General features: G+C 72.7%; 22 protein-coding genes. 8 read left to right on the top strand and 14 right to left on the bottom strand.

All coding sequences use genetic code 11. The features are described 5' to 3' along the window. Window positions 1-19: 19 nt before the first annotated feature. Both EV187_RS14885 and EV187_RS14875 read right to left on the bottom strand, forming a co-directional pair. The gene (locus tag EV187_RS14885) at window positions 20-739 is read right to left on the bottom strand and encodes a hypothetical protein (protein ID WP_130353824.1); all 720 of its coding nucleotides are present in this window, start codon (window positions 737-739) and stop codon (window positions 20-22) included. Between the two features lie 364 nt (window positions 740-1103). Continuing rightward, window positions 1104-2702: a molybdopterin-dependent oxidoreductase gene (locus tag EV187_RS14875; RefSeq protein ID WP_130353822.1), complete on the bottom strand. Its 1599-nt coding sequence runs from the start codon at window positions 2700-2702 to the stop codon at window positions 1104-1106. 148 nt (window positions 2703-2850) lie between these two features. On the opposite strand from EV187_RS14875, the gene EV187_RS14870 reads away from it, so the two are divergent. Further along, a complete protein-coding gene (locus EV187_RS14870) occupies window positions 2851-3795 on the top strand; it encodes an NADP-dependent oxidoreductase (RefSeq protein WP_130353821.1) in 945 nt (314 codons plus the stop codon). 76 nt (window positions 3796-3871) lie between these two features. After that, window positions 3872-4312, top strand: a complete 441-nt coding sequence (locus EV187_RS14865; RefSeq protein WP_130353820.1) for an HNH endonuclease — start codon at window positions 3872-3874, stop codon at window positions 4310-4312. On the opposite strand, the gene EV187_RS14860 is transcribed toward EV187_RS14865, so the two are convergent. From EV187_RS14860 to EV187_RS14835, 6 genes are all read right to left on the bottom strand, one after another. Further along, the gene (locus tag EV187_RS14860) at window positions 4301-4990 is read right to left on the bottom strand and encodes an alpha/beta hydrolase family protein (protein ID WP_130353819.1); all 690 of its coding nucleotides are present in this window, start codon (window positions 4988-4990) and stop codon (window positions 4301-4303) included. The genes EV187_RS14865 and EV187_RS14860 overlap by 12 nt on opposite strands. Next, window positions 4987-6054: a DUF2207 domain-containing protein gene (locus tag EV187_RS14855; RefSeq protein WP_130353818.1), complete on the bottom strand. Its 1068-nt coding sequence runs from the start codon at window positions 6052-6054 to the stop codon at window positions 4987-4989. Before EV187_RS14855 ends, EV187_RS14860 begins: the two co-directional genes overlap by 4 nt. 28 nt (window positions 6055-6082) lie before the next feature. Continuing rightward, window positions 6083-9133, bottom strand: coding sequence for an aminotransferase (locus EV187_RS14850; RefSeq protein ID WP_130353817.1), 3051 nt, complete (start codon window positions 9131-9133; stop codon window positions 6083-6085). A 279-nt stretch (window positions 9134-9412) separates the two neighbouring features. Next, on the bottom strand, window positions 9413-9940 hold the full coding sequence (locus EV187_RS14845) for a hypothetical protein (protein ID WP_130353816.1): 528 nt from the start codon (window positions 9938-9940) through the stop codon (window positions 9413-9415). Between the two features lie 712 nt (window positions 9941-10652). After that, a complete protein-coding gene (locus EV187_RS14840; RefSeq protein WP_130353815.1) occupies window positions 10653-11495 on the bottom strand; it encodes a tryptophan-rich sensory protein in 843 nt (280 codons plus the stop codon). A gap of 110 nt (window positions 11496-11605) precedes the next feature. Then, window positions 11606-12640 (bottom strand): FUSC family protein, encoded by a 1035-nt coding sequence (locus EV187_RS14835; protein WP_130353814.1) that lies wholly within the window; start codon window positions 12638-12640, stop codon window positions 11606-11608. Window positions 12641-12768: 128 nt separating this feature from the next. On the opposite strand from EV187_RS14835, the gene EV187_RS14830 reads away from it, so the two are divergent. Further along, the gene (locus EV187_RS14830) at window positions 12769-13557 is read left to right on the top strand and encodes a transglutaminase-like domain-containing protein (protein ID WP_130353813.1); all 789 of its coding nucleotides are present in this window, start codon (window positions 12769-12771) and stop codon (window positions 13555-13557) included. 6 nt (window positions 13558-13563) lie between these two features. On the opposite strand, the gene EV187_RS14825 is transcribed toward EV187_RS14830, so the two are convergent. Further along, entirely contained in the window at window positions 13564-14214 is a 651-nt protein-coding gene (locus EV187_RS14825; protein ID WP_130353812.1) for an SDR family oxidoreductase, read from the bottom strand. Window positions 14215-14432: 218 nt separating this feature from the next. Here EV187_RS14825 and EV187_RS14820 point away from each other — a divergent pair, with 218 nt between their 5' ends. Together EV187_RS14820 and EV187_RS14815 are read left to right on the top strand one after the other, a co-directional pair. Then, the gene (locus tag EV187_RS14820) at window positions 14433-14870 is read left to right on the top strand and encodes an Hsp20/alpha crystallin family protein (RefSeq protein ID WP_130353811.1); all 438 of its coding nucleotides are present in this window, start codon (window positions 14433-14435) and stop codon (window positions 14868-14870) included. Between the two features lie 114 nt (window positions 14871-14984). Next, entirely contained in the window at window positions 14985-16682 is a 1698-nt protein-coding gene (locus EV187_RS14815; RefSeq protein ID WP_130353810.1) for a DUF885 family protein, read from the top strand. 21 nt (window positions 16683-16703) lie between these two features. Here EV187_RS14815 and EV187_RS14810 read toward each other — a convergent pair whose 3' ends face one another. Next, window positions 16704-16916 (bottom strand): hypothetical protein, encoded by a 213-nt coding sequence (locus tag EV187_RS14810; protein ID WP_130353809.1) that lies wholly within the window; start codon window positions 16914-16916, stop codon window positions 16704-16706. A 117-nt stretch (window positions 16917-17033) separates the two neighbouring features. On the opposite strand from EV187_RS14810, the gene EV187_RS14805 reads away from it, so the two are divergent. The 3 genes from EV187_RS14805 to EV187_RS14795 all read left to right on the top strand — a co-directional run bounded on the left by EV187_RS14805 (window position 17034) and on the right by EV187_RS14795 (window position 19298). Further along, window positions 17034-17876, top strand: a complete 843-nt coding sequence (locus EV187_RS14805) for an SDR family oxidoreductase (protein WP_242609620.1) — start codon at window positions 17034-17036, stop codon at window positions 17874-17876. A 37-nt stretch (window positions 17877-17913) separates the two neighbouring features. Next, a complete protein-coding gene (locus EV187_RS14800) occupies window positions 17914-18402 on the top strand; it encodes a nucleoside deaminase (protein WP_130353808.1) in 489 nt (162 codons plus the stop codon). Between the two features lie 401 nt (window positions 18403-18803). Next, window positions 18804-19298 (top strand): VOC family protein, encoded by a 495-nt coding sequence (locus EV187_RS14795; RefSeq protein WP_130353807.1) that lies wholly within the window; start codon window positions 18804-18806, stop codon window positions 19296-19298. A 42-nt stretch (window positions 19299-19340) separates the two neighbouring features. Here the strand turns inward: EV187_RS14795 and EV187_RS14790 are convergent, their stop codons facing one another. The 4 genes from EV187_RS14790 to EV187_RS14775 form a co-directional block, all read right to left on the bottom strand. Further along, window positions 19341-20369 (bottom strand): SDR family oxidoreductase, encoded by a 1029-nt coding sequence (locus EV187_RS14790; protein WP_130353806.1) that lies wholly within the window; start codon window positions 20367-20369, stop codon window positions 19341-19343. A gap of 82 nt (window positions 20370-20451) precedes the next feature. After that, entirely contained in the window at window positions 20452-20856 is a 405-nt protein-coding gene (locus EV187_RS14785) for a hypothetical protein (protein WP_130353805.1), read from the bottom strand. 172 nt (window positions 20857-21028) lie between these two features. Continuing rightward, window positions 21029-23326, bottom strand: a complete 2298-nt coding sequence (locus EV187_RS14780) for an immune inhibitor A domain-containing protein (RefSeq protein WP_242609619.1) — start codon at window positions 23324-23326, stop codon at window positions 21029-21031. 222 nt (window positions 23327-23548) lie between these two features. Further along, entirely contained in the window at window positions 23549-24661 is a 1113-nt protein-coding gene (locus EV187_RS14775) for a flavin-containing monooxygenase (RefSeq protein WP_165391216.1), read from the bottom strand. Window positions 24662-24751: the final 90 nt, after the last annotated feature.

Below are 24751 nucleotides of genomic sequence, written 5' to 3'. Positions count from 1 at the left end.
GCCTGCGGCCGCTTATCGCTCAGAGCGGCCGCGACTCCGCGAGCGCCCGATCGACGCGCCCCGACCCGAACATCCGCAGCGCGGTCAAGGACACGACCGTCACGTGCACGCCCAGCACACGACGCGCGACCTCCTCGAGCGCCGGCACGGCCCCGCTCCCATCGACCGGATCCGTCTCGGCGAGGAGCACGATCCGTGTGGGGGCCGACTCGTCGGAGGCCGCGTCCTCGTTGACGGGGTCGAGCACCCACACGTCGGTGCCGCCATGCTCGGCGAACCGGCGCAGCAGCTCCCGCCGCCGCAGCGCCAGCCGATCCCACGGGTCGAGCACCTCGAACGTCGCGTCGCCCGCGCCCGCGCCCGCCCCTGCTCCCGCGAGCGCGCCTGCTCCTGCGCCCGCGAGCGCGCCTGCTCCTGCTCCTGCTCCCGCGAGCGCGCCTGCTCCTGCTCCTGCTCCCGCGAGCGCGCCTGACCCTGCCCCCGCGAATCCGTCGCCGCTGCCCGTGCCCTCCCGCGACGTGACACCGTCCTTGGTGGTCTCGCCGGCTGCCCCCGGCCCCGCCTCCACAGCGCCGGCACCACCCGCCGCGTTCAGCGTCGCCAGAAGCCTTGGGTGGTGGGTCTCCGCGAATTCGGCCACGGCGTCGTGAAGAATCGACTTCTTCGAAGACCTCAGGAAGTACGCGAGGTCCGTGACGAGCCGGTCGGTGCGCTCATCCAGCTTGATCGACTTGTTCACCAGTCATGTTCCTCTCGATGCCGCGCACCGGCACTGACCGCGCGGGCACTGGCAGATCTCCGCTGCCGTCATGTCGTTCCGCCGCCGCAATGTTCCTCCCGGCCTCTCGGTGCCGAAGTGCCGAAGTGCCGAAGTGCCGAAGTGCCCAAGTGCCCAAGTGGTGCCGACTTGCGGAGAGAAACCTCCCTCGGATTCAACATCGGCGAGGGCGGGTACTCGATTGCGGGGGTCGGGCCTGTTTCCGAACGAGCGTCATCGCGCAATGTGGAGGGCGAGTCACGACTCGGAGGAACGTGGGTCGGAGCTCGCAGGACTGAGTAACCGGGGGCATGGCGGCAGCACGAGCGCTGGGGGCGGCATCCGGTCAGGTGACGTCGACGGTGCGCTCGTCGAGGCCCGTGGCGCCGTCGGGGACGACGCCCCGCACGTCGGAGGTCTGCACCTCGCCGTCGGCCCCGGTCGCACGGACCCGCAGCGTGTGCGTGCCCGAGGGGGCATCCCAGTCGTACCGCCACTGCACCCACGTGTCGATCGAGATCGCGGTCGCGAGCGTGGCAGGCCGCCAGGGGCCGTCGTCGACCTGCACGTCGACCGCCTCGATGCCGACGTGCTGGTTCCAGGCGACGCCGGCGACGGTGATCGGTCCGGCCGACAGGGTCTGGCCCGAGCGGGGCACGTCGATGCGCGACGAGATCTTGATCGGCCCGCGCTCGCTCCAGCCCCGATCCGTCCAGTATGCGGTTGCCGCGTCGAATCGGGTCACCTCGAGGTCGACCACCCACTTGGTGGCCGAGACGTACCCGTAGAGTCCGGGCACCACCATGCGCACCGGGAACCCGTGCTCGGGCGGCAGCGGGTCCCCGTTCATGCCGATCGCGAGGATCGCGTTGCGGTCGTCCTCGAGCACGGCGAGCGGGGTCGACGCCGTGAAGCCGTCGACGCTGCGCGAGAGCACCATGTCGGCGTCCGCGGTTGGCGCCGCGCGAGCGAGGAGCTCGCGGATCGGGTAGCCGAGCCACACCGCGTTGCCGATGAGTCCCCCGCCGACCTCGTTCGAGACGCAGGCGAGGGTCGTGACGCTCTCCTCGAGGGGGAGGGCGAGCAGCTCGTCCCACGTGAGGGTCACCTCCTGGTCGACCATGCCGTGCACGCGCAGGCGCCACCCCGACGGGTCCACCGCCGGCACGGCGAGTGCGGTGTCGATGCGATAGAACTGCGCGTTCGGCGTGACGACCGGGGCGAGGCCCTCGATGTCCAGTTCCGCAGCCGATGGCACGGTCGCGGCCGCCGTCGGCGTGGGCAGCGTGATGGTGTCCCGGATCGCGGTGACGGCGCGCGCACCGGCCTGCAGCGCGTAGCCGCCCGCCGCGGCGAGTGCGCCGAGCACGGCCGCACCGCCCGCCCACGTGAGGAAGCGTCGGCGGTCGAGGCCGCGGTCGGCGGGACCCGTCGGCGCTCGTGGAACGGTCGCGGCATCCGTCTCAGGCGCAGGCGCGGCATCCGTCGCGGCATCCGCCACCGGCAGCCGGCGGATGAGGAACTGTAGCGCGATGATCGACGCGATGGCTGCGACGGCCGACGGCGCGAACGCGAGCATCGGCGCATTCGCGCGCGTGGTGGCCGCGACCACGCCGACCACGCCGATGAGCGCCACCACGATGCGCCCCCACGGCGGACGTCGGGCCTCCAGCACCCCCGCCGCGCCGGCCACGGCGACGAGCACGATCCCGATGCCCACGAGCAGCGCCGCCTTGTCGGCCGTGCCGAACAGCGCGATCGCGGCATCCTTCGCCCAGGGCGGCGCGAGGTCGATCAGGAGGGATCCCACGACCACGAACGGACTCGCCGCGGGAGCGAGGATCGCCGCGGCGAGTTCCCCGACGCCGACGCCGAACACGACGGATGCCACGCCCGCCGCGGCGGGCAGCACCCACCCTCGCGCGCGGCCGCTCGTCTCGGGCATGCGCACAGCGTAGGGTCGGCGCCTGCGTGGACGCTCGGAGCGCGCCCGCGCGTCCTGTGACGTGATCGGTCACCGCCGATCGGACGCCGATCCGACCCGGGGTAGTGTGGCCGAGTCGTCCCCCCGGCCCACGCACGAGAGGTCCCGCATGCCCCACGCCATCGAGTACGACCGCATCGGCGGACCCGAGGTCCTCGAGTACCGCGAGATCGCCCACGCCCTGCCCGGGCGCGGTGAGGTGCTCGTCGAGGTGCGCGCCGTCGGCGTGAACCCGATCGAGTGGAAGATCCGCTCGGGCAAGCGGGCGTCGCCGCCGCTGAACGGTCCGCGTCGAGTCGGGACGGATGCCGCGGGCATCATCGTCGCGGTCGGCGAGGGTCTCGACGGCTGGGCCATCGGCGACGAGGTCATCGTCTCGGGCGCTTCGGGCGCGTACGCCACGGAGCTCGTGGTCGCCGCGTCGAAGCTCACGCGCAAGCCCTCGGAGCTCGGCTGGGAGGAGGCCGCCGCGATCCCGATCCCGGTCGGCACGGCGCATCAGGCGGTCATGTCCCTGGGCGTCGACGCCGACGACACGTTCCTCCTGCACGGCGGCTCGGGCGCCGTCGGCCAGTCGGCGATCCAGCTCGCTCGGCGGCTGGGCGCGACGGTCGTGGCGACCGCGAGCGAGGCGAACCACGAGCGACTGCGCGAGCTCGGCGCCATCCCCGTGGCCTACGGACCCGGACTCGCCGACCGGGTGCGTGCGGTGGCACCCGAGGGCATCGACGTGGCCCTCGACGCCGCAGGCACCGACGAGGCGATCGCGGTGTCGAAGGAGCTCGTGTCCGACCACCGACGCGTGGCCACGATCGTGCAGGGCGCCCGCGCCGCCGAGCTCGGCGTCCGCGCGTGGGGCGGCGGGAACCCCGTGCCGCTCACGCCGGAGGAGGCCGCGCTGCGCGCCGACGCGGTGCCGTTCGCCGCCGCGCTCGCCGCGGGGGGCGAGTTCCAGCTCGAGATCGCCCGGCGCTACCCGCTCGCCGAGGCGGCGGAGGCGCAGCGGCAGAGCGAGACCGGGCACGTGCGCGGCAAGATCATCCTCATCCCGTAGCGCCCCGCCAGGGCGCCTCGCGCGCTGGTCGGCGCGTGCGACCGCCGCGACACCGGGCGCGTCCTAGGCTGCCGCCATGGCGGTCAGTCGAACCCGCACGGCGACGTACGCTCGCCGGCGCAAGCGACGGATGGCGCGCGTCACGCACCACCTCACCGACGCGCAGTGGGTCGCGCTCCAGGCGGAGTGGACGGGTTGCGCCTATTGCGGCGCGAAGGACCGGCCGCTGCAGCGCGACTGCGTGCTGCCGATCTCGCGAGGCGGGCGATACACGCTCGACAACGTCGCTCCCGCCTGCGGATCCTGCAATGCGAGCAAGTGCAACGACGAGGTCACGGGATGGCTCCGGCGCAAGCGACTCGACGAGCGCGCGTTCCTGTTGCGACATCGCGAGATCGGGATCACCCTTGCGGCGAGGTTCGCCGACGAGGCCCAGGGCGACGCGCCCGACGGCGTGTCCGACGCGCCCGATGACGCAACCGACGGCGCGCCCGATGACGCGACCTCAGTCGGCTGACGGGTGCGCGCGCAGGAACGCCGCCACGCGCGGCGCGAGCGAGGCGCCGATCTCGGCGGCCGGACGCTTCGCGCCCTTCACCTCGAACGAGTGGTTCGCGCCGTCGATCCAGTCGAGCGTCGCGGTCGGCCCGATGCGGGCGACGACCTCGTCGAGCTGCTCGTTCGGCGTCGCGAACGGGTCGTTGCGCCCCTGCAGGAACAGCATCGGCACGGTCACGCCCGGCAGGTGCTCGTCGCGGGCCTTCTCGGGCCGGCCGGGCGGATGCAGCGGATAGCCGAGGTACACGAGCCCCGCCGCGGTCATCCCCTCGGCCACGGCCATCGACGCCATGCGTCCGCCGAACGACTTGCCCGACGCCCAGATCGGCTCGCCACCCGCGCCCGCCGCGGCGGCGCGCTCAACCGCGACCGCCATCGCCGCGCGCCAGGTCGCGATCGCGACGGGCGGTCGGTCGGGGAACCGCCGCTTCGCCTCGCGGTAGGGGAAGTTGAAGCGCAGCGCCGCGAATCCCTCGTCGTGCATCGCCCGCGTGAACCCCGACATGAACGGGTGCTCCATGCCGGCGCCGGCTCCGTGCGCCACGACGATCGTGCCCGCGGCATCCGCCGGCCTGCTGTACACCGCCGAGACCGGCGTGCCGTCGACGTCGACCGTGATGGTCGTCTCCTCGGTCACGAGCTGAACACCTCGAAGATGCCGCCGATGCCGTCGACCACCACCCCGCTCGCGTCGACGAGTTCGCCGACCGCGGCCGTGAGCTGGAGCACGCCTCCCGCGGCGTCGATGGCGCTCGCGACCTCGGCCGTCACGTCGACCGCGTCGGCGAGCGCGTCGAGGTTGCCGCGGTCGAGGGCGGCGTGCTCGAGCCGCAGCTTCGCGATCCACTCGCGCTCGAGCCCGAAGACCACGGCGTAGGGGAGCAGCCGCTCGTGCAGGTGGAACCGGGCGAGTGGGGCATCGGCCTCGGGCGAGCCCGCGGCGGTCGCGGCATCCGTCGCGAGCAGGTCGGCGCCGCTCGGCGACTGCAGCATCCGCAGCCGGTCGGCCTCGGCGAGGGCGAGGTACTGCCGCAGCCCCTCGAGGTGCTCGCGCTTCGGACGCGCGGGCGGCAGGAATCGCCGCCACGACGACGGCGTGACGAGGATCGTCGCGATGGTGGCCGCGAGCGCGATGAGCGTCGCGATGAGGGCCGGCCAGTCGCCGTCGACCAGCGCGAACACGAGGAACAGCGCCTCGACGAGCATGCCGAGGTAGGCGAGGATCGTGAGCGTCATGCCGGGCCAGGTGATGCGGCGCGGCGTCACGAGCCCGTCGCGCGCCAGCGCGTGCTCGGCGTGCTGCACGAGCGTGCGCAACCGGCCGCCGAGCGCGCGTCGGTCGGCCGAGAAGCGGCGCACGCGGCCGGGCGTGTGCTCGGGACCGAAGAGCGCCTCGAGCAGCGAGACCTCCTCGGCGGTGAGCACCACGTTCGGCGCCATCTCCACGCCGATCGGCTCGCGCTTCGAGCCCGCGAGGAGCCGCACCTTGCGCTTCACGGCGAGGTCGACGAGTGCAGCGGATGCCGCCCGCCGGTCGGCGTTCACGAGCAGCGCGTCGCGCAGCACCGTGGCGCCCCGCTCGGGCGCGTACTGCACGATCCGGGCGGTCACGCGCTGCGCGGCGAGGGCACGCGCGACGATCCCCAGCACGAGGATGAGGAACGCGGGCGCGATCGCGAGCACGATGACGGCAGGGAGCACGCGCCCAGTCTAGGGATGCGCCCGAGCGCTACCACCCCTCGGTGAGCACGCGATCGAGCGTGTCGACGAAGAAGTCGGCCGAGGCGCGATCGAGGCACAGCGGCGGCTTGGTCTTCAGCACGTTCTGGTGGTCGCCGGTCGGCTGCATCACGATGCCGAGCTCGAGCAGCCGGTCGCAGACGGCCGCGGTCTCCTCCGTCGCCGGCTCGAGCGTGGCATGGTCGCGCACGAACTCGACGCCCAGGTAGAGGCCGAGGCCGTGCACGGCGCCGATGAGCGGATGCCGCGTCGCGAGCTCCTCGAGCCGGCGCCTCAGGTGCCCGCCCACCTCGGCGGCGTTCTCCTGGAGCCGTTCGTCGCGGAACGCGTCGAGCACGGCGAGGCCGGCCACGCTCGACGCGGGGCTCCCGCCCGTGGACGAGAAGAAGTACCCCTGCGAGCGGAACCGCGCCGCGATCTCCCGGCTGGTGATGACCGCTCCGAGCGGGTAGCCGTTGCCCGCCGCCTTGGCGACGGCGACGACGTCGGGCACGACGCCCTGCTGCTCGAAGCCCCAGAACCAGTGTCCGAGGCGTCCGTACCCGGCCTGCACCTCGTCGGCGATCGCGAGGCCGCCGCTCTCGCGCACGGCCGCGTAGACCTCCGCGAGGTAGCCGTCGGGCAGCGGGATGCCGCCGGCGTTGCCGAAGAAGGTCTCGGCGATGAACGCCGCGGGCGGGCGGCCCGATGCCGCAAGGCCTTGGATGCGGGCGGCGGCCTCGGGCGCGTAGCGCGCGGCATCCGCCCCTCGATGCACGCCGCGGAACGGGTTGGGCGCGTCGACGGCGTGCACCCAGTCGGGTCGGGTCGCAAGGGCGTTCGGGTTGTCGGCGATCGAGGTGCTCACCGCGTCGGAGCCGTACGTCCATCCGTGATAGGCCTCGAGCACGCCGACGACATCGCGCCGACCGGTGGCGGCGAGTGCCACGCGCAGGGCGAGGTCGACGGCCTCTGAGCCCGAGTTCACGAGGAACACGGTGTCGAGCGGGTCGGGCGCGAGCGATGCGAGGCGCTCGGAGAACTCCACCACGGCGCCGTAGTTGAACCGCGAGTTGGTGTTCAGCCGGCGGAGCTGACGGGAGACGGCGTCGGCGAGCTTCGGATGCCCGTGTCCGAGCGGCGTGACGTTGTTCACCATGTCGAGGAAGACACGGCCGTCGGTGCCGACCAGGTGCTCGCGCCAGCCGCGCTCGATGCGGGGCGGGGCGTCGTAGTAGTGCTCCTGCACCTCGGCGAGGCTGCGGTCGCGGCGCGCGACGAGCGCGGCGGCATCGGCGGCGGGCGAGGTCGCGGCTGCAGCATCGGATGCCGCGGCGGGCTCGGTCCACCCGAGTCCGAGCAGCGGCCCCGGGTCGACCGTGAGGGCGAGCCAGCCGTCCGCGTACTCGGGCCGCACGAGGTGCGGCACCGGCGGGGCGCCGGCGTGCAGCAGGCGGATCCTCAGGCGAGCGCCGGATGCCGCGATGCCGAGCCCGTCGCCGGCGCCGACGCGGGTGCCCGGCGCCGGCGGGTCCTGCACCTCGCCGTCGAACTCGAGCCGCAGCCCGGCGTCGAGCGCCACCACGAGACGCCCGTCGGCACCGGCGACCACGTCGCCGTCACCCGGTGCCGCGAGCTGCTGCGGTTCGGCGAACCACGCGTCGATCCCGGTCGGGACGGTGGCGGGGGATGCCGCGGCGTGGATGCGGCTCGCGGTGAGCCGCGGAGTTCGCCAGGGGAGCACCGCGGCGTCGGCCCATCCGTCGGTGGCGGCGCGCGCGAGGTCCTCGTCGAGCCGGGGGTCGAGCCAGGCGCCCGCGTCGACGGCGTCGCCCGTGACCGACACGTCGAGCCGCTCGATCGCCGCGGCGTCGAGGTCGGGGACGAGCCGACCGAGGGGCGGTCGACTCCGGCCGTCGCCAAGCTCGACCGCGCGCGCCTCGTCGGCGCCGCGCGTATCGTGCCGTGCATGGAGCTCGACGCCGAGCTGCGCGGCGATCACGCCCGTCATGACCTCGGTCGGCACCGACGTCGCCTGCTCGAAGATGCGCCACTCGCGCTCGATGCCGCTCGCGGCATATGCGTTCCCGCCGCCGTCGAGCTGCACCTGGTGCTCGCCGCTGACGACCAGGACCGCGCCGCGCAGCACCACGAGCGGCCAGATCGCGGCCACCTCGTCGGGCGAGAGCGGGCGCAGGTCGTGGAACGCCCGGATCGCGGGGAGCACCGACGCCGGCTCGGCGCCCGCGTGGTGCAGCACCGACGAGATCGAGATGGCCAGCTCCGCCACGGCCCAGCTGCGGGTCACGTCGCCGAAGTCGATGAGCCCGTCGGGGAGGCGGACGCCCCGATCGGGGGCGCACACGACGTTGTCGTCGGTGAGGTCGAGGTGCACGGCCTGCCGGGGGAGCTCGGACGCCACGGCCGCCAGTCGCGCCCACGCCGCCGCTGCGGCATCCGTGACCTGCCGGCGCCGGCTCGCGTCGGGGTGGTGCCGCGCGACGAAGTCGACCACCCGATCGGCGACCTGCGGATCCCACTGCAGCACGCGGTCGAGACCGGGATGGTCGAAGTCCGCCAGCGCGAGGCTCGTGTGCCCGGCCAGCTCGCCCAGCCGACGCACCACCGCGGGCGAGAGGTATCCATCGCCCGAGAGGGTGCCGCCGTCGAGGAACTGGATGATGCGGATGCTGCGCGGGCCCTCGCTCGTGGCGGCGACGACCGACCGCGGCACGCCGTGGGCGCCCGTGGTCGTGGTGGCGATGCGCAGCTCGGGGGCGGCGGCCGCGATGCGCGCCGCGGCCAGCTCCTGCGCCTCGAGCTCGACGGACGTGAAGGCGGGATTCGTGATCTTCACGACACCGACGGGCTCCCCACCCGCGCGGGCGAGGAAGTTCTGATCCTGCTGGCTGCCGAGTGGCGTCAGGTCGGCCTCCAGGCGCCACTGCGCGCGGACGATCTGCGCGACCTCCGCGACCGGCAGGTGGGGCGCCGGCAGCTCGCCGGCGCCGAAGAAGTCGAACCCCGCCGTGCCGGAGGTCCCTCCGCTGCTGCCGTGCATGCGCACCCCTTTCCGGGTTCGACGATAGCCAGTCGCTGCCCGCGGCCGGCATGGCCGTCGTGTCGAACGTCGCCGAGCCGGTTCGACAGGCGCGGTCGTCGCCGCCTCGCACCGCACCCGGTCGACAGGCGCGGTCGTCGACGCCTCGCACCGCACCGGTTCGACAGGCGCGGTCGTCGCCGCCTCGTACCGCACCGGTTCGACAGGCGCGGTCGTCGCCGCCTCGTACCGCACCGGTTCGACAGGCGCGGTCGTCGCCGCCTCGTACCGCACCGCTTCTCAGACGGGCACCGCTTCTCGCTCGAACTCCGCCAGACGCGCTGGGGCGAAGAGCCGGAGACGGGTGGCGTCGTGCAGGTTCACCGTCGTGCGAAGGAGACGCTGCGTGTCGTGCGTCGCGGAGGCGTAGTCCATGCCGTCGATCAGGTCGCTCTCGACGAGCAGGTCGGCGGCCTCGGCCGCCTCTCCTCTGGCCAGGCGTCCGACGAGCCGCACGTTGCGGGCCCCGTGCCCGTCGAGTATTCGGATGAGATCCGTTCGAACGACCTTCACGCGCTGGGGGAGCGTCAGTGCCATCAGGTTTCCGCCTGCCTCGGCGAGGAGGCGCTCTCGATCCACAGCGTCGGTTGCGGCGGTCACGCGATCGGTCGATTGCGCCATGCCACCGCGGACGGTGCGTTCGTGCAGTTCCGCGAATGCCCGGACCGCATCGCGGACGACTCCCTTCTTCGTCCGCCCGAGGAAGTGCGACAGGTCGGCCACCAGTCGCCCGGTCTCGGGGTCGACCCTGACCGTGAGTTCAGACATGCCGCCCCCTCGCTCTTCGACGATCGCTCGCTCCACGACCCGAGCGGCGTGGTGCGGCCTCCACGGTAGGAACATGAGCGGAAGGCAGGCTCACGACGTCGCGGAGGTGAGTGATCGCCTGGCGCCGCACGGCTGGGGAGGACATGTGGGGGCCGATTCGGAGAGTTGCCAGGTGCGACGATGGCGGTGCGGTTGTGCGGTTGTGCGGTGGTGCGGTGGTGCGGTTGTGCGGTGGTGCGGTTGTGCGGTCGCGCGGTGGTGCGGTGGCGCGGTCGTGCGGTTGCGCGGTTGCGCGGTTACGCGGTTGTGCGGTTGCGCGGCAGTGCGGTTGTGCGGTTGTGCGGTTGTGCGGTTGCGCGGCAGTGCGGTTGTGCGGTTGCGCGGTTACGCGGTTGCGCGGTTGCGCGGTTGCGCGGTGGTGCGGTGGTGCGGTGGTGCGGTTGTGCGGTTGCGCGGTTGTGCGGTGGCACGCGAAGACGGAAACATGCTCGGTCGCGGTCAGAGAACCATGCTCGCTTGCCGTCAGAAGGCGTGCGTGCAGGCGTCGTGGGTGGTGTGCGTGCAGGCGTGCGTGGGTGGTGTGCGTGCAGGCGTGCGTGGGTGGTGTGCGTGCCGGCGTGCGTGGGTGGGCGTTCGCCGCGGACTGGGCCGTCCACGGGCCTGGGCAGGCGGCCGGCACCCCCTCGCCCGGCGGCGGACCGTGCGGCACTCCTCAGGCGGAGGCGGTCTCCATGGCGCGGCGGCGGCGGCGCAGCTCGACCGCCACGCGCACGGCGACCGTGACGAGCACGACCGCGACCGCGGCGACGATCGCGGTGATGCCCACGACGGCCGACTCGGGGGCATCCGTGAGCCGTGCGACGGCGATCCACGCGAGGCCCCACGCGAGCGACAGGGTGGGCGCGATGCGGCCGCGGTCCCACACCGCGAGCGCGATGCCGACGAGCCCGGCGAGTGCCACCACCACGACGGCCCAGGTCTCGGGCGGGATGCCCCAGCCGTCCCATCCCGCGGCGACGAGGGCGGCGGTGATGTTCGCGGCGGTGGCGACGACGACCCAGCCGAGGTAGAGGCCCACGGTACCGTCGGTCACGATCGTGTCGAGCACGTTCCTCGGCGGCATCGCCAGGCAGATGCGGAACGCCACCACCAGCACGACCAGCAGCGCCACGATGACGGGCACGCTCAGCCACAGCAGGTCGAACTGGACGCTCAGGATCCACGCCGCGTTGAGCAGCAGCGAGGCGGCGATCGGGTAGCCGAGCCTGCGGTGCCGTGCCGCGGCACGCTGCGCGGGGAGGAACTGCCACACGGCGTACGCCAGCAGGCCGAAATAGATGACCGACCAGATGCCGAAGGCTCCGGAGCCGGGCGCGATGAGCGTCGCGTCGGCCGCGAGCGCGCCGCCCGCGGCATCCTGCACCGGCTGGCCTCCCGCCGCGCCCGACCCGATGAACGAACCGATCACCGCCAGCACGGCGCTCACCGCCACCGTGAGCTGCCTGGCGAGGTCGTTGCGGGTCGTCGGCCCGGTTGCCGCTGCGGTCGTGGTCACGGTCGCTCCTGCCGTCGTCGTGTCGATCTCGGTCGGTTGCTGCTCCACGCTAGGCAGCGGATGCCGCGGCCGCGTCGAACCTTCGGTTGATCCGTGCCACGCCCTGCCACTCACTCGGGCTGCCCCACGAGCTCCTCGCGGATGCGCCGGAGGTCCTCCATCAGCGATCCGACGAGGATCCAGTGACCCGACTTCGGCGGCGCGATGACCAGCGCCGAGGTGAGCGCGGGTGTCTCCGAGGTCATCGGCTCCGGCTCGGGCTCGGCGATCCGCACGGCGAGGCGCACGTCGTGCGCGACCCGGTGCAGCTGTTCGGCGATCGCACGCACGGTCGGCTCGTCGTGGAGCGCCTCGTCGTAGTGGTCGGCGAACGCCCGCGTCATCCCGATCAGCTGCGTCACGATCGGGCCGAGCTGGTCGAGCAGGTCGCGCAGCGCGGCGAGCTCCTCGCGATGCGCCGAACGCCGGGGGTTGAGCGTCAGCGACTCCTCGCCGGCGGCGATGGCGGCGTCCGCGGCGTCCCGCATCGGGCGCAGCAGCCGCGCCTCGATCATGAGCGCCTCGAGCTGCGGCCGCGTCTGCGTTCCTTCGAGCGCCGCGCCGAGCCGGTCGGCGGATGCCGCGAGCTCGGCGCCGAGCAGGGCGACCTCGTTGCGAGCAGGCGCGACCGCGACGGGGGGCACGATCAGCGCGTTCACGATGATGCCGATCGCCGCTCCGATCAGGGTCTCGAGCACCCGGTCGAGGGCGTACTCGGGCGAGGAGGCGCCGAGCGCGAGCACGAGCATGGCGCTGATCGCGACCTGGTTCGACGTGCCCGGCGTCATCTTCAGCGCCCACGCGACGAGCATGGCGACGACGATCGCGACGAGGATGATCCACGTGCTCTGCCCGAACGCGAGGGAGATGCCCGTCGCGATCACCACGCCGAGGATCACCCCGATCGAGCGCTCGATCGCCTTGCCCAAGGACTGGTTGACGCTCGGCTGCACGACGAGCAGCGCCGCGATCGCCGCGAAGACGGGGAGCGGTCCGGGGATCAGCCACCCCGCGACGAGCCAGGCGGCGATCGTCGCGACCGCCGACTTCGCCACCTGCAGGATCGGGACGCGCTTCGTGGCCCGGAACGTGGCCGTGATGCCCATGCCCCTCAGGCTAGCGGCGGCCCGGCGCACCCGCCCGGAATCCGCTCCCGGTCATGGCGAGCCCACGCGTCGGCGACAATGGGACGGTGCCACCCGGCACGCCTTCATGGTCGAACGAGGTGTCACGCATGCAGCGATCCGTCTCCGCCCAGCTCGCCCTCCGCATCGACGACCCGGCCCGGCTGGCGTTCATCGTCGCCGCCGCGGATCGTCCCGCCCTGGAGCGCCTGGAGCTCCGGCTCGACGGTGCGCCGGTCGAACCGCGCGAGGTGACGGATGCCGCGGGCACCCGCATCCACCTCGTCGACGTCGACCGCGGGAACGTGACCCTCGAGTACGCGGCGACCGTCGATGGGCGCGTCGACGCGGCATCCGTCACCGACGTGGAGCTGCTCGAGTACCTCCGCCCGAGCCGCTACTGCGAGGCCGACCGACTCGCGCCGACCGCGTACGCCGAGTTCTCGGGGCTCGCCGGAGCCGACCTGCTCGCCGCGGTGAGCTCGTGGGTCGGCACGCGACTCAGCTACGTGCCCGGTTCGAGCCTGCCGACCGACGGCGCGGTGCAGACCCTGCTCGCGGGACGGGGCGTGTGCCGCGACTACGCGCACCTCGTGATCGGGCTGCTGCGTGCGCTCGACGTGCCGGCCCGACTGGCCGCGGTCTACGCGCCCGGGCTCGACCCGATGGACTTCCACGCGGTCGCGGAGGCGTACGTCGAGGGCGCCTGGCATGTCGTCGACGCTACGACCCTCGCACCGCGTTCGACGCTCGTGCGCATCGCGACCGGACGCGACGCCGCGGACACCGCGTTCCTCAGCTCCTACGGCGGCAACGTGACGCTCGACGCGATCTCGGTCATGGCGGTCGCCGACGCGCTGCCCGACGACGACGTGACGCGACTCGTCGAGCTCGGCTAGCCGGAGTCAGCCGAGCGTCGCGAGGGCGTCCTCGATGGGGTCGTCGCCCGACACGAGCTCGAACTGGGTGCGGGATGCCCGGCCCGTCGTGAGCAGCGCCGCGATGGTCGCGGCGACGTCGGCCCGGGGGATCCGTCCGCGCGGCACCGTGGGGCCGGCGAGCACGCGTCCGGTTCCCGGGTCGTTCGTGAGCCCGCCCGGTCGCACGATGGTCCAGTCGAGGTCGCGCGACCGCACCGCGGCATCCGCTTCGCTCTTTGCCCGCGAGTAGAGCTGGAAGATGTCGTCGGACCCGGGATCGTAGTCGTCGGTGCCGATCGCCGAGATGACGATGAGCCGGGGCACGCCCGCGGCCTCGGCCGCGTCGGCGAGCAGGATCGCGGCGTCGCGGTCGACGGTGAACTTGCGCTCGGCGGAGCTGCCGGGACCGGCTCCGGCGGCGAACACCGCGGCATCCGTGTTCTTCAGCACCTGGCCGACCTCGTCGACGGTGGCGTCCTCGAGGTCCAGCACGACGGCGGCCGCGCCCGTGGCGTCGACGTCGGCGCGATGATCGGGGTTGCGGATGATGGCGACGGGTTCGTGCCCGTCCTCCGCGAGGAGTCGTTCGAGGATGAGGGCGATCTTGCCGTGACCTCCGGCGATGACGACGCGCATCGCCCCAGTCAACGCGGGTTCGGTGCCGGTGGCAAGGGGTCGCGTGCGAGGGGTCGCGTGCGACGTCGCGGGGCTGACATCGGGCTCGCGATCGGGCCGGAAAAGGGACGGATTGCACTTGGCACTCTCAATATGAGAGTGCTAATCTGAAACTACTTGAGTCAAAGAGGCTCAACTTTGGACGAAGGCCGCGATGCGGCCGACAGGGAGGAGAAGTCATGGCCATGTACTGGGATCCGTTCCGTGAGCTCGACCGCCTCGCTGCGGGCATGATGGACTCTCGGCAGGGGCCTCGGGTGATGCCGATCGACCTGCTGCGCGACGGCGACCACTACGTGCTCTCGGCCGACCTGCCAGGCGTCGACCCGGGCTCGATCGACGTCGACGTCGACGGGCAGCTGCTCACCATCCGCGCCGAGCGCACCCTGCGCTCCGACGGCGACGTGCAGTGGCTCGCGCACGAGCGTCCGAGCGGGTCGTTCCTGCGCCAGCTCACGCTCGGCGACGGGCTCGACACCTCGTCGATCAGCGCGCACTACGACAACGGGGTGCTGAGCGTCGTCATCCCGGTGAGCGAGCAGGCGAAGCCGCGCAAGGTCGAGGTGCAGAGCGCCCCGAACACCGAGCGACAGGTCACCGCGAAGACGTCGAGCTGACGCTCGAGGTCACGCGTTCGCGAGCCCCGCTCCGCCGACCGGCGGGGCGGGGCTCCGTCTGCGGCGCCGGAGGGCGGGACCGGCGCGTCGGACGACGGGACTAGCGTGGGCGGCATGACGTCGCTCGCAACCGACCTCGAACGCCTCGGCGCGGAGTTCTGGGAGTGGCGGGACGCCACCTCGTTCCGCACCTCCGACGACATCCCCCGCGTGGAGCGGCCGGCGGGCTGGCTGCCGCGTTTCGACCACGCCGCCGTGGAGGAGTTCCGGCTCGCGCTCGCCGGATTCGGCGAGCGCTGGCGCACGATCGGGGCCGCCGGGCTCGGCGCCCTGCCGGTCGCGACGCAGGTCGATCATCGGCTCATCGGCGCGGCCCTGGCGCGGGTGCACTGGGAGCTCGAGGTGCTCCGCAACTGGGAGCGCGACGCCGTGTTCCTCACCTCGCAGGTGCTCGGCCCGTGGTTCGACCTGCTGCTCCCGCCGCCGCCATTCGACGCGCGTCGGCAAGCCGACCTGGTGCGCGTGCTCGGGGCGATCCCTGCGGGGGTCGAGCAGGCCCTCGCGAACCTCGGGCGGGCCGGGGTCGCGACGCTCGCCCGGGTCGCCGCCGCCGACCTCCGCGACATCGGCGTGCGGCTCGAGCGCTCGGTCGCCGAGGTGGCGCCGCTGACGGATGCCACCACCGCGGCCGGGCTCCGCGCCGCGCAGCCCGGGGCGAGCGCCGCCCTCGAGCGCTATCGCGCGTGGCTCGAGGCATCCGCCGACCAGCTCGGGGCCGACGTGGTCGTCGGACGAGCGGCCTTCACGTGGTACCTGCGCCACGTGGCGCTCGTCACCCACGACCCCGAGGAGCTCGTGCGCGCCGCCATGCAGGACTACCGGCGCAGCGTGGTCGGCGAGGCGGCGACCCGCACCCGCTACCGCGAGGTCCCCGAGGCGCCGCTCGCGGCGTCGGCCGATTCCGAGTCGGCCGCCGAAGCCGCCGCCGAGGCGGAGGTGCGGGCGTTCTCCGAGGCATCCGGCCTGCTGAGCCAGCCGTCCTCGCTGCGTCACTACCGGTTCGCGCCGACGCCCGCCTACCTCGAGCCCCTCGCCTTCCTCGGCGTGAACGACGACCTCACGAGCATCCGTCGCGTCGGCGAGGACGCCACGTCGTACGTGCCCGAGCCGACCGCCGACCTGCCCTACTTCGATGCCGCGAACGCCCGCGACCCGCGCCTCGGCATCATCCACGAGGGCGCGCACAGCCAGCAGCTCGCCCTGTCCTGGGCGCAGCCGAACCCGCTGCGCCGGCACTTCATCGACTCCGTCGCCAACGAGGGCATCGCGCACTACAACGAGGAGCTCATGCTCACCGCGGGGCTGTTCGCCGACGCCCCGCACTCGCAGACGATCGTGCACAACTTCATGCGCCTGCGCGCCCTGCGCGTCGTCGTCGATGTGAACCTCGCGACGGGCGAATTCAGCCTGCCCGAGGCCGTGGACTTCTTCGTGCGCAGGGTGCCCATGGACGTCGGGACGGCGACGGAGGAGACCTCGTACTACGTGGCGACGCCCGGCCTGGCGATGTCGTACCTCGTCGGCAAGCACGAGGTGATGCGGCTGGTGGCGGATGCCGCAGTCGCGGCCGCGCTCGACGGCGCCGAGTTCTCGCTGCGCGACGTGCACGACGCCGTGTGGCGCAACGGCAACGTGCCGATGTCGCTGCTGCGCTGGGAGCTCCTCGGCGATCGCGGCGACGTCGACGTGCTCGACGCCGCAGGCCCGTGGTGGGAGGCGCCGCCGGGGCGGTCGCCGCTCGCGACCCCATGAGCCCCGTCATCCCCGGCGCCGTCAGCGCTCGGAGTCGCCGCCGTCGGGTGCGTCGGGGTCGCGCCGCGCTGCGGCGTCCGGATCCTCCTCGGGCTCGAACGTCGTGGGCTCCCCCGCCCCGACGCCGACGCTGCCGGGCTCGCTGGGGATCGTCCGCTCCTGACCGAGTCCGTCCTCCTTGGCCGTGCCGCCCTCGTCCGTACCCTCGTCGCGCGTGCCGGATGCATCCGTCATCGTCGCCTCCTCCGCCTGTCGCCCCCAAGGTCGCACACGCCGGGTGGATCCGGCGCGGGGTTGACACCCCGTCGTGCGACGCCGGCCGTGAGGCCGGGCGCGTCGAGCGGGGCATCCGTGTCACAGATCGCCGGGGTGCCCGGTCTGAGCTTCGTGAACGGGGCTTCGGATGCCCCGACAGGAGGGATCATCGTGAAGATCGTCATCATCGGCGGAACCGGGCTCATCGGGACGAAGCTCATCGAGCGGCTCACCGCCCAGGGGCACGAGGCCGTCGCCGCATCGCCGAACACGGGGGTGAACACGATCACGGGCGAGGGCGTCGCCGAGGTGCTCGCGGGCGCCGACGTCGTGATCGACGTGTCGAACTCGCCGTCGTTCGCGGATGACGTCGTGCTCGCGTTCTTCGAGACGTCGACCCGCAACCTGCTCGCCGCCGAGGCCGCGGCGGGCGTCGGGCACCACGTCGCCGTGTCGATCGTCGGGTCGGCGCGCAACCCGGGCAGCGGGTACATGCGCGCGAAGGTCGCCCAGGAGCGGCTCATCGAGGACGGCGGCGTGCCGTACTCGATCGTGCACGCCACGCAGTTCTTCGAGTTCGCCAAGAGCATCGCGGATGGCGCGACCGACGGGGACACGGTGCGCATCGCGCCCGTGCGGTTCCGGCCGATCGCGGCCGACGACGTGGCCGACGCGGTCGCGGCCGTCGCCACGAGTGAGCCCGTCGACGGCGGCATCGAGATCGCCGGCCCCGAGGAGTTCCGCTTCGACGAGTTCATCGCGCAGGCGCTCGCCGCTCGGGGCGACTCCCGCACGGTCGTCGCCGACCCGCACGCGAGGTACTTCGGCACCGAGCTCGCCGATGGGTCGCTCGTGCCCGAGGACGTCGGCGCCGCTCGCCTCGGCGAGATCACGTTCTCGCAGTGGCAGGCGCGACAGGCCGCGGCGCCGACGAGGTAGGTCGCGGGCAGAATGGGTCGACGACCGAGGAGGCCGCATGACCGATGCAACCGTGGTGACCGACGTCGATCTCGCCCGGCTGCGCCGCTGCGTCGAACTCGCCGCGGATGCCCGCGCACGCGGCGACCACCCGTTCGGATCGCTGCTCGTGACCGCCGACGGTCGAACCGTCGAGGCGCTGAACTCGGTCGTGACCCGTGGCGACCCCACCGGCCACGCCGAGACGAACCTGGTGCGCGCAGCGGCGGCGTCGCTGTCCGCGCAGGTGCTCGCCACGAGCACGCTCTACACGAGTACCGAGCCCTGCGCCATGTGCGCGGGCGCGATCTACTGGAGCGGCATCGCGCGCGTAGTCTACGGGCTCTCGGAGGCGGGGCTCAGGCAGCTCGTCGCCGCGCAGGAGGGCGTGCCGACCATGGAGCTGCCGTGCCGCGAGGTGTTCGCGCGCGGCGGCCGTCCGGTGGCGGTGGCGGGCCCGGCCGACCTGCCGGAGGCGACGACGGTGCACGCGGGCTTCTGGGTTTGATCTCGGTTGCGGCTTCGGTCGTGAGGCATCCGGTCGACGTGACCGGCACCCAGGGAGCGGTTCACGCACGGAACGTTCGCCACTTCGCCACTTCGCCACTTCGCCACTTCGCCACTTCGCCACTTCGCCACTTCGCCACTTCGCCACTTGGGCACTTGGCCATTTGGCTACTCCTTCGCCACTTGGCCACTTCGCCACTTGGCTGCTCCTTCGCCACTTGGGCACTTGGGCACTTGGGCACTTGGGCACTTCGCCACTTGGGCACCGCCGCAGCGGATGGAAAGTGTCTCCCAACCCGCGGCCCGAGGGCCCCGGCCCCCGGCCTTACCCCCACCCCACCTCCAGGGCCCCCGGCTCTTACCCCGGCCGACGGTGTCGGCCGTCGATGGCAGGGTGGGCGCATGGCTGGTCACACGCACCGCATCCCGCACTCGATCGACTACGTCGAGATCACCGTCACCGACATGCAGGCGGCCCGCGACTTCTACGGCGCCGCGTTCGGGTGGACGTTCACGTCGTACGGCGACGGCTACTCCGGCATCCGCACGTCGGCCGAGTCCGGCGGCGATGAGGCGGGCGGCCTCGCGCTCGCCGAGGGCGGGGCGAGCGCCGGAACGCGCGGCGGGCCGTTCGTGCTGCTCTTCAGCGACGACCTCGATGCCACCCTGGCGGCGGTCACGGCGGCCGGCGGCGAGATCGTGAACGGGCCGTACGCCTTTCCGGGCGGGCGGCGCTTCCACTTCGTCGACCCGAGCGGGAACGAGCTGGCGTCTGGGCCGAGGCCTGAGGCTGCGCCGCCGCGGCGCCGCGCGGCGCGGCACGCCACGGCGCGGCACGGCGCGGCACGCCATGGCACGGCGCGACGCGGCGCGGCACGCCACGGCGCAGGCGCGTGACGGCACGGCTCGGCTCGCCGTCGCGGTGGGCCGACGGCGGACTCAACCCTTGACGAGCCCGAGCCGCACGAGGCTCTGGGCCGAGGCGACGATCGCGTCCTCGGTCGAGCGGGGCTCCCACCCCAGCATCCGCTCGGCCTTCTCGTGCGAGGCGCCCTGCGCACGGCGCATCTGCGGCGCGATCGCGCGCAGCTCGGTGCTGACGAGCGCGCCCGCGCGCACGAGCCAGCGCGGCATCACGCGCGTCGGCACGCGCTTCGCATCGGCGCCGAGTCGGTCGCGCAGCAGCATCGCGAGGTCGTGGTACGAGATGGGGTCGCCGGCCACGGCGATGAACCGCTCGCCCGCGGCGTCGGGATGCGTCATCGCCCGCACGTGCAGGTCGGCGACGTCGCGCGCGTCGACCCCGGTCGTGGCGCCCGGCGGCACCGCGGGCGCCCGTCCGTTGAGCATGCCGAGCAGGACGGCGAGCGACGTCGAGAGGTCCGGCCCGAGTGCCGGCCCGAAGATCGGCACCGGATTCACGACGGAGAGTTCGAGGCCGTCGCCCTCGAGGTCGACGAAGTCCCACGCGGCGTGCTCGGCCATGGTCTTCGACTTGATGTAGGGCGTGAGGTGAGGCCGCGTCAGGTCGGTCCAGTCCTGCTCGGTGAACGGCCGGCCCGGATCCGCGCGGTATCCGATCGCCGCGAACGACGAGGTCTGCACCACGCGCCTCACGCCGGCTCCGCGCGCCGCGTGCAGCACCCGCAGCACGCCGTCCCTGGCGGGCCTGATCAGCTCGTCCTCGTCCTTCGGCTGACGCACCGGAAGCGGGGATGCGACGTGCAGTACGTAGGTCGCGTCGGCGACGGCCTCGGGCCATCCGTCGTCGTGCATGAGGTCGGCGGCGACGAACTCGATGCCTCGCGGGTCGGCCTCACCGCGACGGACCATCTCGCGCACGGCATCGGCCCGATCGAGCGAGCGGATGGTGGTGCGCACCCGGTACCCGGCGTGGAGCAGCTGCACGATGCAGTGGGCGGCGACGAATCCGGTGCCGCCGGTGACCAGTACGCCCTCCCCGCTCATGTGCCCCCTCCGCGGCGCACTCTACCCGCGGCACGAGACCGCGTCAGGGGGTTGACCCTGCGGCGGCGGCCTGGCGACCGGTTCAGGCGTCCACCTGATCGAGCGGCGCCAGCGGATCCGGCGCGCCCGGCGGGCCGAGCCAGTGCGCGGGCGCCGGCCACTCGATGCCGTACGACGCGAGCACGAGCACCGTGAACGCGTAGACCATGATCGCGATGGTGAGGCATCCGAGGCCGATGCCGATCACGGGGATGGCCGGCCACCGCTGTCCGAGCGAGCGGTAGCGCGACACCGACATGCCGCCGAGCCAGACGGCGACCGAACCGAACAGCACCAGCCACGCCGTGCGTCCGTACTGCCCGGCGAGCGGGATGACGAAGCAGAGCACCACCGTGGTCACCCCGAACCCGAAGGACGACCAGCCGAAGAAGCGCGCCCAGCCGATGCCCTCGGCGGCGCCCTGGCCGTATCCCGTCCACTGTCCCATCCGCTCGATCATGGCAGGGGAGGAGCGCCCGGCACATCCCCGGCGGCGCGAACCGCCGGCAGCTGCGCACGCCGGGGCGACACGAGTGGGCCCGCCTCCGAGGAGACGGGCCCACCGCGGTGCGATCGCGCGCGGATCGGATCACTCGCGGATCAGGAACGCGCGCACCGGATCACTGCTGCTTCGCGACCGGGTTGGTGACGTCGACCGTCATGGTGCCGCCGGGGTTCTGCCCGGTCACGGTCACGGACACGCCGTGGCCCGCGACGTAGACGCCCGCGAGCGGGTTGAGCGGGCTGAAGAACGCGTCCGTGTCGGCGTCGGAGAACGTCGCGGTCTGCTGCCTCGTTCCGTCGGAGCCGACCGCCTCGACCGTCTGCACGGTCTGGTTCTTGCCATTGCCCACGACGATCTCCTTGTGCAGGACGACCTTGTCCATCGTCTGCAGGCCGAAGGTGGCGTCGAACGGCTGGCGCCGGTTGCTCGGCATGGTGCCGTCGGGGTAGGTCATCGGCGCGACGCCCGCATCCACCGGGAGCGCGAGGCCGTGGCCCTGGTGCTCGATGGTGTTGTTGTCGGTGTAGGTCTCGTCGATCGCCCACACGAGCAGGCCGTCCTGGTAGGCGAAGTGCTCCACCCAGTCGGGCTTCGTCAGTGCGTTGCTGAACTGGTACGGGCCCTTCTCGAGCGTGGCGTCGTAGCCCACGTAGGCGCGGTTCTCGGCGAGGTAGTAGCGGTCGCCCGAGGACACCTCGGTGCCGCTGCTCTGCCGGAAGCCGCCGGCCGCCTCCCAGCCGGTGCCGTCGTTCTCGACGTCGTCGGTGAGCAGCGTGGTGCCGCCGCTCTTCACGACGATGTCGTCGATGAAGGCGCCGGCGAGGTGCACGCCGCCGTCGCTCTGGTAGCGGAAGCGGAACTGGGTCGCCGCGTTGCCGCCGGGGATCGAGTAGCGCAACGTCGTCCACTTGCCGTTCGACGTGTCGGACAGGGTGCCCGCCGTCGTCCAGTTCACGCCGTCGGTCGAGTACTCGGCGTAGAGGTAGTCGTACCCGGCCTCGATGTCGTACCAGGCCTTCGCCGTGACCGTCGCGGAACGCACGCCCGAGAGGTCGAGCTCGCGGGTCAGCGTCGTGTTCAGGTCGTCGGCGCTGGTGGTCCACCAGGCCTTCGAGCCCGAGGCGGGCGTCGTGTAGGCGTTCTCCACCGACTGGTCGGGCACGTCGATGACGAGCGCCTGATCCTGGCCGTCGGCCTGCAGGGCCGCGGGGCTGAGCGTGAACGCGGCATCCGTCGTGCCGGGGTTCACGACCGAGTAGTCGAGCCAGCCGAGCTGGAGCTTCTCCCACGGACCCATGTAGTTCGGGGTCGTGCCGATGTCGTCAGCGCCCTTGTTGAGCCACGAGCCGCTCGACATGAGCGTCCAGAAGCCGGTGCTGTTCTCGCCGCCGGCCGTGTCGTAGAAGTCGGGCAGGCCGAGGTCGTGCGCGTACTCGTGCGCGAACACGCCGAGGCCGCCGTTCTCCGCCTCCACCGTGTAGTCGCCGATCCAGATGCCGGTGTCGCCGATCTGCGCGCCGCCGAACTTCGCACCCGCCGGGCCGGTGAGGCCGTAGTCGGTGGAGTTGACGTACCAGCGGTGCGACCAGATGGCGTCCTCGCCCTGTGCGCCGCCGCCCGCGTCCTCGCCCTCACCGGCGTGCACGGCCTGGAAGTGGTCGAGGTAGCCGTCGGGCTCGTCGAAGTTCCCGTCGCCGTCGGCGTCGTAGCGGTCCCACACGTCGAACGACGCGAGCTCGGCCTTGATCTCGTCGACCGTCTTGCCCTCGTCGAGCCGGGACTGGTACCAGGCGTTGCCCGAGTCCTCGATGAACTGCCACGCACCGCCGAAGTCCTCGACCGCGTTGTCGCCGTAGGAGGACGCGTTGCCGGGCACCTGCACCCAGTCGCTCACCTCGCCAGCGACCGTGTACGCGCCCGACGACTGCTTCGTGTAGAAGTCCGCGAACGACTCGCCGGCTCCGAAGAAGAGCTCCTCGTACGACTCGCGGTTGAAGTCCGCCATCCAGTGCGTGCTGTTGTTCACGGCACGGTCGGGCTTCGGGATCTCGTTGTGCATCGGGCCGGGCGTCGATCCGAGCCTGCCGCTCACCTGGTCGCCGAACTCGGACAGGATCGTGAAGAGGCGGCCGGTTCCGGTGACGGATGCCTCGTAGTACTTGTCCTCGCCGAGCTGCACGACCCCGTCTTCGCCGGGCGACGCCTGGCCGGAGAGGATCAGCTTCTGGGCGGCCTTGCGTCGCTCGTTCTGGCGCTCGGTGAGCGGGCCGGGACGGTTGTCGAGGCGCTGGGCAGCGGACGGGTTCGAGTCGTCGGCGGGTGTGGCGATCGCGGCCGGTGCGAATGCCACACCGGACACCACCGTCACGCTCGCTGCGGCCACGGCGAGCAGGCCGCGCGTGCGTCGTTTCACGGGTTCTCCTTCGAAAGTGATGCCCGGGATCGCCGGGCACAGTGCGGAAAACCTAACACCCCTGTTCGAGGGAGGGAAGATGTTGACCGAGGTCATCTTTCGTGCTCGCAGCATCTGCGGTGGGAGCGCGACCATGCCGTCGGCCGAACGCGGTTCCTGTCGTGGAATCGCGCCGTCGCGAAAGCTTGCGCGACGGCCGCTGCGGCCGGATGATCTTCCGGATCAGGCGGCGACCCGCGGGGCATCGACGACCGGCTCATCCCGTCCCGCGCCGAGCGACTCGAGGACGTAGGCGGCATCCCGGTCCATGCCCACGAGCGTCGACGACGCGACAGAGTACTGGAACGGCATGCCCACGAACGCGAGGCCGGGGCATCCGGTCGCGAGGCCGCGGTGCTCGGTCGGGAGCCCGTCGTCGCCCACCACGCCCGCGATGTCGATCCAGCCCAGGTCGGGCCGCGAGCCCGTGCACCAGACGACGGTGGCCGCGTCGACGGCCGTGCCGTCGGCCGCCAGCGGGCGCCCGGCCTCCACCCGGTCGATGCGACCGACGCGCACGACGCCGGCGCGTGCGAGGTCGGCGGGCTTGTTGCGCACGAGCATGACGCCGTGCGCCAGTTCCTTCGCCCGCATCGCGCGTCCCCTGGCGGAGTCGATCGTGATGCTGCGCATGTAGCGGACGAAGATCCCGCCGACGAGGTTGCTGATCGGCGTGTCGATGTCGAACGGCACGTGGCCAGGATGCCGCCCGGCGAGCGTCACGACGTGACCGGCGCCCGCGGCGTCGAGCGCGACATCCGTGCCCGAGTTCGCGGCGCCCACCACCAGCACGGGCCCGGCGGCGAGCTGCTCCGGTCCGCGGTAGTCGACGGAGTGGAGTTGGCGGATCGACGGGTCGAGCTCCGACGCGAACGCCGGCACGATCGGGACGCGATGTGCGCCGGAGGTGACGATGACGTGCTCGGCGAGCACCTCGTCGCCGTCGCCGAGCTGCAGGCGGAATCCGCCGTCGGCGAGCCGCGTCAGCTCGACGACCCTCGACGACGTGCGCACCGGCAGGCCGAAGTGCTCCGCGTAGCGCTCGAGGTAGTCGCCCATCTGGGCACCGGTGGGGTAGGCGAACCGGCCGACGTCGATGCGCAGGCCCGGAAGGCTGAGCAGGGAACGGGGGGTGAAGAGCCGGAGCGAACGGTAGCGGTCCCGCCACGAGTCGCCGACGCGCACATGGTCGTCGAACAGTTCGAACCGCACCCCCTGCTCGGCGAGGCGCTTGCCGACGATGAGCCCGGCTGCGCCGGCGCCGACGACGGCGGTTCGGAGGACGGTGGTGGACAAGGTGACCTCCCGATCGGCTGATGTCCGCGACGCTACGGATGCCGCCTCGGGGCCGCGTCGGCAGAAATGACCAATTCGCGCCGCGGTGGA

The organism is Agromyces ramosus, assembly GCF_004216665.1.
GTDB lineage: Bacteria > Actinomycetota > Actinomycetes > Actinomycetales > Microbacteriaceae > Agromyces > Agromyces ramosus.
The sequence above is the reverse complement of the archived record's forward strand: the minus strand, read 5'-3'. Positions and strand labels throughout refer to the sequence as shown.

Coding starts and splice junctions, on each gene's coding strand:
- EV187_RS14875 (WP_130353822.1), bottom strand. CDS start 2,702: ATGCCCGAGACGAGCGGCCGCGCGCGAGGGTGGGTGCTGCCCGCCGCG.
- EV187_RS14870 (WP_130353821.1), top strand. CDS start 2,851: ATGCCCCACGCCATCGAGTACGACCGCATCGGCGGACCCGAGGTCCTC.
- EV187_RS14865 (WP_130353820.1), top strand. CDS start 3,872: ATGGCGGTCAGTCGAACCCGCACGGCGACGTACGCTCGCCGGCGCAAG.
- EV187_RS14850 (WP_130353817.1), bottom strand. CDS start 9,133: ATGCACGGCAGCAGCGGAGGGACCTCCGGCACGGCGGGGTTCGACTTC.
- EV187_RS14845 (WP_130353816.1), bottom strand. CDS start 9,940: ATGTCTGAACTCACGGTCAGGGTCGACCCCGAGACCGGGCGACTGGTG.
- EV187_RS14835 (WP_130353814.1), bottom strand. CDS start 12,640: ATGGGCATCACGGCCACGTTCCGGGCCACGAAGCGCGTCCCGATCCTG.
- EV187_RS14830 (WP_130353813.1), top strand. CDS start 12,769: ATGCAGCGATCCGTCTCCGCCCAGCTCGCCCTCCGCATCGACGACCCG.
- EV187_RS14825 (WP_130353812.1), bottom strand. CDS start 14,214: ATGCGCGTCGTCATCGCCGGAGGTCACGGCAAGATCGCCCTCATCCTC.
- EV187_RS14820 (WP_130353811.1), top strand. CDS start 14,433: ATGGCCATGTACTGGGATCCGTTCCGTGAGCTCGACCGCCTCGCTGCG.
- EV187_RS14815 (WP_130353810.1), top strand. CDS start 14,985: ATGACGTCGCTCGCAACCGACCTCGAACGCCTCGGCGCGGAGTTCTGG.
- EV187_RS14810 (WP_130353809.1), bottom strand. CDS start 16,916: ATGACGGATGCATCCGGCACGCGCGACGAGGGTACGGACGAGGGCGGC.
- EV187_RS14800 (WP_130353808.1), top strand. CDS start 17,914: ATGACCGATGCAACCGTGGTGACCGACGTCGATCTCGCCCGGCTGCGC.
- EV187_RS14795 (WP_130353807.1), top strand. CDS start 18,804: ATGGCTGGTCACACGCACCGCATCCCGCACTCGATCGACTACGTCGAG.
- EV187_RS14790 (WP_130353806.1), bottom strand. CDS start 20,369: ATGAGCGGGGAGGGCGTACTGGTCACCGGCGGCACCGGATTCGTCGCC.
- EV187_RS14785 (WP_130353805.1), bottom strand. CDS start 20,856: ATGGGACAGTGGACGGGATACGGCCAGGGCGCCGCCGAGGGCATCGGC.